This is a genomic window from Streptomyces sp. NPDC055013 (assembly GCF_053608645.1).
The window spans coordinates 1-5,823 of the sequence record NZ_JBSGVW010000079.1; the positions used below are offsets into that span (position 1 = coordinate 1).

The window sequence follows — 5,823 nt, forward strand, 5'->3', positions numbered from 1 at the left end:
GGTACCGGGTGACGTCGGCGCGCAACCGGTCGTAGACCGCCGTACAGGAACGAAGAAGGGGCTCCCCGCGGGGAGCCCCTTCTTCGTTCCTGTACGGTGTCAGCCGCCGAACTCCTGAAGGCCCTTCAGCGCCTGGTCCAGCAGCGCCTGGCGGCCCTCCAGCTCACGCTCCAGCTTGTCGGCCTTGGCGTTGTTGCCCTGGGCGCGGGCCTGCTCGATCTGGCCCCTCAGCTTGTCCACGGCCGCCTGGAGCTGACCGGTCAGCCCTTCGGCACGCGCGCGTGCCTCCGGGTTGGTCCGGCGCCACTCGTTCTCCTCGGCGTCCTGGATGGCCCGCTCGACGGCGTGCATCCGGCCCTCGACCTTCGGACGGGCGTCGCGCGGCACGTGGCCGATGGCCTCCCAGCGCTCGTTGATCGAGCGGAAGGCGGCACGCGTGCCCTTCAGGTCGCCGATCGGCAGGAGCTTCTCGGCCTCCTCGGCCAGCTCCTCCTTCAGCTTCAGGTTCTCGGACTGCTCGGCGTCCCGCTCGGCGAAGACCGAGCTGCGGGCGGCGAAGAAGATGTCCTGGGCGCCGCGGAAGCGGTTCCACAGGTCGTCCTCGTGCTCGCGCTGGGCGCGGCCCGCGGCCTTCCACTCCGACATCAGGTCGCGGTAGCGCGCCGCCGTCGGACCCCAGTCGGTCGACCCGGACAGCGACTCGGCCTCGGCGACCAACCGCTCCTTGGTCTTGCGGGCCTCCTCGCGCTGCGCGTCCAGCTGCGCGAAGTGCGCCTTGCGACGCTTGGAGAACGCCGACCGGGCGTGCGAGAAGCGGTGCCACAGCTCGTCGTCCGACTTGCGGTCGAGCCGCGGCAGACCCTTCCAGGTGTCCACCAGTGCACGCAGCCGCTCACCGGCGGCCCGCCACTGATCGGACTGCGCCAGCTCCTCGGCCTCGGTGACCAGCGCCTCCTTGGAGTGCCGGGCCTCGTCGGACTGCTTCGCCCGCTGCTGCTTGCGCTCCTCGCGGCGCTTGTCGACCGTCTCGACCAGCTTGTCCAGCCGGGTCTTCAGAGCGTCAAGATCGCCGACCGCGTGATGGGCGTCGACCTGCTCACGGATGTGGTCGATCGCGGTCTGCGCGTCCTTCGCCGACAGGTCGGTGGTCTTTACTCGCTTCTCGAGGAGGCCGATCTCGACAACCAGGCCCTCGTACTTGCGCTCGAAATAGGCCAGCGCCTCTTCAGGAGTGCCTGCCTGCCAAGAGCCGACAACCTGCTCGCCGTCGGCCGTACGCACGTACACGGTCCCCGTCTCGTCGACGCGGCCCCACGGGTCGCTGCTCACAGCGCCTCCTCCACATGATGCCTGCGAGGGGCTTGTGTTCCCCCGGGCATCGTCCACAGTTTCGTCACGGCCAACATAGGCGACCGGCGGGTTGCCTGTCCGCATCCCGCGCGACCGAAATTTCGCAGTTGAGCGGTCAGGATTTCGTGATCGTCGCCTTGTTGATCACGACCGTCGCATTGGGTGCGGTGTTGCCGGTCGTGGGGTCGGCGGGCTGGGCTCCGGCCTCCGCGATCTTCTTGAGAACCTTCATCCCGGCCTCGGACACGGTACCGAACGGTGTGTAGTCGGCCGGCAGCTGACTGTCCTGGTAGACGAGGAAGAACTGGCTGCCTCCAGTGTCGCGCCCCTCCTTCGTCTGAGCGTTGTACTGGTTGGCCATCGCGACCGTGCCCGCCGGGTACACACCGCCCTTGAGGCTCTTGTCCTTGAGGTTCTCGTCCGGAATCGTGTACCCCGGTCCGCCCATTCCGGTGCCCTGCGGGTCGCCGCACTGCAGGACGTAGATACCGCTGTCGGTCAGCCGGTGGCACTTGGAGTGGTCCAAGTAGCCCTTGCCGACGAGGAAGTCGAACGAGTTCACGGTGTGCGGGGCGGCCGACGCCTTCAGTGCGATGTCTATGTCACCGCACGTCGTCGCGAGCTTCATCGTGTACTTCGCCGACTTGTCGACGGTCAGCTCCGGCTCCTTCTTCCAGGTCGCCGTCTTGACCTTGCCCGCTGCGGGCTTCTCGCACGGGTCCGGGGCCTTGCTGGTCGGAGTGGGGCTGACCTCCGCGCCCGCGTTCTCCTTCTTGGTGCCGTCGTCCTTGAGTACCCCGGTCGTGTACAGCGCGAGGCTGCCGATGACGACCACTCCGAGCACCGACGCGATCACCGAGTTGCGCATCCGCGTCTTGCGTCGGGCGGACGTGCGCCGCTGCTGCTGCCGCAAGAACTTCTCCCGGGCGAGCTGACGCCGCCGCTGTTCCTGGCTGACCACCGGGTTCTCTCCTCATGCGTCGTGGGTGTCGACCGGTACGCGTGCGTCCGGTGAGCCGACTGCCTGCGTGTGCCCCGTACCGTATATGGGTTCGCTGAGGAATCGGCAGCGCCGGTAGGCTCTGACGTCAGGCGGAGCCCGCCGACAAACCACCCGTGTCCACACAAACGAAGGACGATCGTGCTCATTGCCGGGTTCCCCGCCGGGGCCTGGGGGACGAACTGTTATCTCGTCGCCCCCGCCGCCGGTGAGGAGTGCGTGATCATCGACCCGGGCCACGAGGCGGCCCCAGGAGTCGAGGAAGCACTGAAGAAGCATCGGCTCAAGCCCGTCGCCGTCGTCCTCACCCACGGCCATCTCGACCACGTGGCGTCGGTCGTCCCCGTGTGCGGTGCGCACGACGTACCGGCCTGGATCCACCCCGAGGACCGGTACATGATGAGCGACCCCGAGAAGGCGCTCGGCCGGTCCATCGGAATGCAGCTGATGGGCGAGCTGACCGTCGGGGAGCCGGACGACGTCAAGGAGCTGACCGACGGCGCGAAGCTGGCGCTGGCGGGGATGGAGCTCACCGTCGCGCACGCGCCCGGCCATACCAAGGGGTCGGTGACCTTCGGCCTGCCCGAGGCGGCGGACATCCCGCCGATCCTGTTCTCGGGCGACCTGCTGTTCGCCGGCTCCATCGGACGCACCGACCTGCCCGGCGGTGACATGGCCGAGATCCTCGACTCGCTGGCCCGCGTGTGCCTGCCGCTCGACGACTCGACCGTGGTGCTGTCCGGCCACGGCCCCCAGACGACCATCGGCCAGGAGCGCGCCACCAACCCGTATCTGCGGCAGGTGGCCGCCGGCCCGGGAGCCGCCGAGGCTCCCCGACGAGGAATGTGACGAGAGACTTCCGTGAGCACGTTTCAAGCACCCAAGGGCACGTACGACCTGATCCCGCCGGACTCCGCCAAGTATCTGGCCGTCCGCGAGGCGATTGCGGCTCCCCTGCGCAACTCCGGCTACGGCTACATCGAGACGCCCGGCTTCGAGAGCGTCGAGCTGTTCGCACGCGGCGTGGGCGAGTCCACCGACATCGTGACCAAGGAGATGTACGCCTTCGAGACCAAGGGCGGCGACAAGCTCGCCCTGCGCCCCGAGGGCACGGCCTCGGTCCTGCGCGCGGCCCTGGAGGCCAACCTGCACAAGGCGGGCAACCTCCCGGTCAAGCTCTGGTACTCCGGCTCCTATTACCGCTACGAGCGCCCCCAGAAGGGCCGTTACAGGCACTTCTCCCAGGTCGGCGCCGAGGCGCTCGGTGCCGAGGACCCGGCGCTGGACGCCGAGTTGATCATCCTGGCCGACCAGGCCTACCGCTCGCTGGGTCTGAGCAACTTCCGCATCCTGCTCAACAGCCTGGGCGACCAGGAGTGCCGTCCGGTCTACCGGGCCGCGCTCCAGGACTTCCTGCGCGGCCTGGACCTGGACGAGGACACCCTGCGCCGGGCGGAGATCAACCCGCTACGTGTCCTGGACGACAAGCGCGAGTCGGTCCAGAAGCAGCTCGGGGACGCCCCGCTGCTGCGCGACTACCTCTGCGACGCCTGCAAGGCGTACCACGAAGAGGTCCGCGAGCTGGTCACGGCGGCCGGCGTCGCCTTCGAGGACGACCCGAAGCTGGTGCGCGGCCTGGACTACTACACGCGTACGACCTTCGAGTTCGTCCACGACGGTCTGGGTTCCCAGTCCGCGGTGGGCGGGGGCGGCCGCTACGACGGCCTGTCCGAGATGATCGGCGGCCCCGCGCTGCCGTCCGTCGGCTGGGCGCTCGGCGTCGACCGCACGGTCCTCGCCCTGGAGGCCGAGGGTGTGGAGCTCCAACTCCCGTCGTCCACCAGCGTGTTCGCGGTACCGCTCGGCGAGGAGGCCCGCCGGGTGCTGTTCGCCAAGGTCACCGAGCTGCGCAAGGTCGGCATCGCGGCGGACTTCTCGTACGGCAACAAGGGCCTCAAGGGCGCGATGAAGAACGCCAACCGCAGTGGCGCCCGCTACACGATCGTCGCCGGCGAGCGTGACCTCGCCGAGGGCGTCGTCCAGCTCAAGGACATGGAGTCCGGTGAGCAGGCGGCCGTCGGCGTCAACGAGATCGTGGCCGAACTGGAAGCCCGACTGGGCTGAGTTCGGAGAGGTTCGGAAAGGGCGGGCACCCCTTCGGTGCCCGCCCTTTCGGTGTCCTGAACCGTGCGCCTCGGGACGGTCGCGCGTATTTCCTTATCCCCAGCGAACGGTGGGAAGGCGTGCGTGTACGGCACAATGTGCCCTGTCCGGAGAAACTCCAAGTCTCAAGTGACGGAATCGGCGTGATGAGCAAGACGACAGTCAAAGACGTCTCCACCGAGCCCGAGTCGGAGCGTGTCGAGGCGTCCCCCGGATCGGCGGGCAGCAGCCGTGCGTTCGCCCTGATGCTGGTGATCACCGGCGCTGCCGGCGTGCTTGCCGCGTGGGTCATCACGATCGACAAGTTCAAGATCCTTGAGGCGAAGGTCGAGGGGAAGTCCTTCACGCCCGGCTGCAGCCTGAACCCGATCGTCTCCTGCGGCAGCATCATGGAGAGCAAGCAGGCGGCCGTCTTCGGGTTCCCCAACCCCATGCTCGGACTGGTCTGTTACGGCATGGTCATCTGCGTCGGTATGAGCCTGCTCACCCGCGCCCGCTTCCCGCGCTGGTACTGGCTGACCTTCAACTTCGGCACGCTCTTCGGCGTCGCCTTCTGCACCTGGCTGATGTACCAGTCGCTGTACAACATCAACGCGCTGTGCCTGTGGTGCTCGCTCGCCTGGGCCGCGACGATCACGATGTTCTGGTACGTGACCTCCTTCAACGTCCGCAACGGCTTCCTGCCCGCGCCGCGCCCGCTGAAGAACTTCCTCGCCGAGTTCACCTGGGTGCTCCCGGTGACGCACTGCGGTGTCATCGTCATGCTGATCCTGACCCGCTGGGGCAGCCAGCTCTGGGCCGCCTGACCCGCACCGGCGTCGATGTCAGTGCGGTGATTTAGGGTTTCCCACGTGGAGCCCGACCTGTTCACCGCCGCCGCCGAAGAACGCCAGGAGAAGGACCCAGCCGGAAGTCCCCTGGCGGTGCGCATGCGCCCGCGCACCCTGGACGAGGTCGTGGGCCAGCAGCACCTGCTGAAACCGGGCTCGCCCCTGCGCAGACTCGTCGGCGAGTCCGGCGGCGGCCCCGCCGGACCGTCCTCGGTGATCCTCTGGGGCCCGCCCGGCACCGGCAAGACGACCCTGGCGTACGTGGTCTCCAAGGCCACCAACAAGCGCTTCGTCGAGCTCTCCGCCATCACCGCCGGGGTGAAGGAGGTCCGCGCGGTCATCGAGGGCGCACGGCGTGCCACCGGCGGCTTCGGCAAGGAGACCGTCCTCTTCCTCGACGAGATCCACCGCTTCAGCAAGGCCCAGCAGGACTCCCTTCTCCCGGCCGTCGAGAACCGCTGGGTGACCCTGATCGCGGCG

At 68.3% G+C, this 5,823-nt stretch carries 6 protein-coding genes; 4 read left to right on the forward strand and 2 right to left on the reverse strand.

The genetic code is table 11. The annotated features are described in order from the left end of the window. Positions 1-99: 99 nt before the first annotated feature. Together ACWGDB_RS41735 and ACWGDB_RS41740 are read right to left on the reverse strand one after the other, a co-directional pair. Complete coding sequence (locus tag ACWGDB_RS41735) at positions 100-1,329, reverse strand: DUF349 domain-containing protein (RefSeq protein WP_453827262.1); 1,230 nt, start codon at positions 1,327-1,329, stop codon at positions 100-102. 136 nt (positions 1,330-1,465) lie between these two features. Then, positions 1,466-2,311, reverse strand: a complete 846-nt coding sequence (locus ACWGDB_RS41740; protein WP_453827263.1) for a peptidylprolyl isomerase — start codon at positions 2,309-2,311, stop codon at positions 1,466-1,468. 180 nt (positions 2,312-2,491) lie between these two features. On the opposite strand from ACWGDB_RS41740, the gene ACWGDB_RS41745 reads away from it, so the two are divergent. The 4 genes from ACWGDB_RS41745 to ACWGDB_RS41760 form a co-directional block, all read left to right on the forward strand. Beyond that, positions 2,492-3,199 carry an MBL fold metallo-hydrolase gene (locus ACWGDB_RS41745; protein WP_453827264.1) on the forward strand — a complete coding sequence of 236 codons (708 nt, stop codon included), beginning with the start codon at positions 2,492-2,494 and terminating at the stop codon, positions 3,197-3,199. Between the two features lie 12 nt (positions 3,200-3,211). After that, entirely contained in the window at positions 3,212-4,474 is a 1,263-nt protein-coding gene (hisS, locus tag ACWGDB_RS41750) for a histidine--tRNA ligase (RefSeq protein WP_453827265.1), read from the forward strand. A gap of 185 nt (positions 4,475-4,659) precedes the next feature. Further along, entirely contained in the window at positions 4,660-5,319 is a 660-nt protein-coding gene (locus ACWGDB_RS41755; protein WP_453827266.1) for a vitamin K epoxide reductase family protein, read from the forward strand. Positions 5,320-5,364: 45 nt separating this feature from the next. Beyond that, positions 5,365-5,823, forward strand: a 459-nt coding sequence (locus ACWGDB_RS41760) for an AAA family ATPase (RefSeq protein WP_453827267.1), incomplete at its 3' end; no start/stop codon positions are given.

Coding starts and splice junctions, on each gene's coding strand:
- ACWGDB_RS41755 (WP_453827266.1), top strand. CDS start 4,660: ATGAGCAAGACGACAGTCAAAGACGTCTCCACCGAGCCCGAGTCGGAG.